Here is a 1,559-nt window from a genome sequence, read left to right as displayed (position 1 = left end):
GCGAACAGGAGCGCGACGCAGGCGCCGATGGTGGCGACGTAGGGGGCGGTTTCCATGCCGACAGCCAGCATCAGCGCGGCGCACACGCCGGACAACAGCGCTGCCGGCCGGCGCATAGTGGCTTCAAGCAGCAGGCTGAGGCTGGCTATGGTCAGCGTGAGCTGAACATTGTGATGGTCGAGCGCGCCCGGCGAGAAGATGCCTATGAAGTGCAACGCCGCCGCGCCGACGACGACGGCGGGCAGCACGGCGGCCTCGCCGGCGAAATTGCGCGCTGCGCGGGTAATGAAAAACACCGCGAGGCAGAAGAGCAGCGCCGGCCACAGCACTTGCGCGACGTTCTCGGCAAGGGGCATGCTGCCGGTCAGGGCCGTCGCTGCAAGAATGATGGCGGCGATCGGCGCATCGACCAGCCGCGACCAGTGCATGACGAAGCCGCCTTCCGGCCCCATCCTGTACTGGTGCAGATCGAACCAGCCTTGGCCGGCCAGCAGGTCGCGAACCTCGACCAAACGCAGCAAACTGTCGTTGTCGCCGTGGGCGTTGGTCAATTGGGGGAATCCGGCCCAGGCATTGACGGCGAACGCCACCAGCGTAGCAAGCAGCGCCAGCAGCACGATATCGGACCTCCAAATGGAGGCGCCATGCTTGGCTGTGCTCATTCTATGACCTTTGGAAGGAATGTGGGGCAGCTTAAACCTAGCCTTAACGGCTTCAATAAATAGTAAAGGCGCCCGAGTAGGCCGGCATTCAGCACGGCCAAGGTCCCGGGCCAAGGCATCCGGAGACGAAAATGCCGCAAGAAGTTCGCTACGAACCCGCCATCGCCGTGCTCCTGCCTTGTTACAACGAGGAGCTGACGATCGCGGAGGTGGTGCGGCGTTTTCGCGAAACCCTGCCTACGGCCGCGATCTATGTCTATGACAACAATTCGCGCGATCTGACGGCGCTCCGAGCCCGCGCGGCTGGCGCCACCGTCATCCGCGAGCCGCGCCAAGGCAAGGGCAACGTGGTGCGCCGCATGTTCGCCGACATCGAAGCCGACATCTATCTGATGGCCGACGGCGACGGCACCTATGCGCCGGAGGACGCGCCGCAACTGATCAACACGCTGCTCACCGAGCGCTCCGACATGGTGGTCGGGACAAGGCGAGGCGTCACCGACGATGCCGGCAGGACTGGCCATGCCTTCGGCAACAGCATCTTCAATCGCCTCTACAAATGGCTGTTCGGCAGCGAGTTCACCGACATCTTCTCCGGCTACCGCGCCTTCACCAGGCGCTTCGTCAAGAGCTTTCCCGCCGTCTCCGGCAAATTGCCGGTCAGCGAGATCGGGCTCGACTATGGCCGCCGGCCGGAGGGCTCCTCGTCGAAGCTGTCGACCTATCGCGACGGCGCGAAGATCCTGTGGATGTTCGCCATGCTGATGAAGGAGACGCAGCCGCTGCGCTTTTTCGGCGCCTTCGCGGTGATCTTTCTGGCATCGAGCCTGTTCCTGATGGTGCCGGTGCTGATCGAGTTCGTCGAAACCGGCCTTGTCCCACGCATGCCGACCTGGG

1 protein-coding gene and 1 pseudogene are annotated in these 1,559 nt (G+C 63.8%); one reads left to right on the top strand and one right to left on the bottom strand.

All coding sequences use genetic code 11. The annotated features are described in order from the left end of the window. Positions 1–617: pseudogene (locus E5W87_RS35290) on the bottom strand (GtrA family protein); the annotation flags it as partial. Positions 618–793: 176 nt separating this feature from the next. Between E5W87_RS35290 and E5W87_RS35285 the strand changes: the two are divergent. Continuing rightward, a partial coding sequence (locus E5W87_RS35285) for a glycosyltransferase (RefSeq protein WP_292408553.1) occupies positions 794–1,559 on the top strand: 766 nt, incomplete at its 3' end.

The organism is Mesorhizobium sp. (genome assembly GCF_004962925.1).
Lineage (GTDB): Bacteria > Pseudomonadota > Alphaproteobacteria > Rhizobiales > Rhizobiaceae > Mesorhizobium.
Note: the sequence above shows the minus strand (reverse complement) of the source record. Positions and strands in the feature narration are given on the sequence as shown.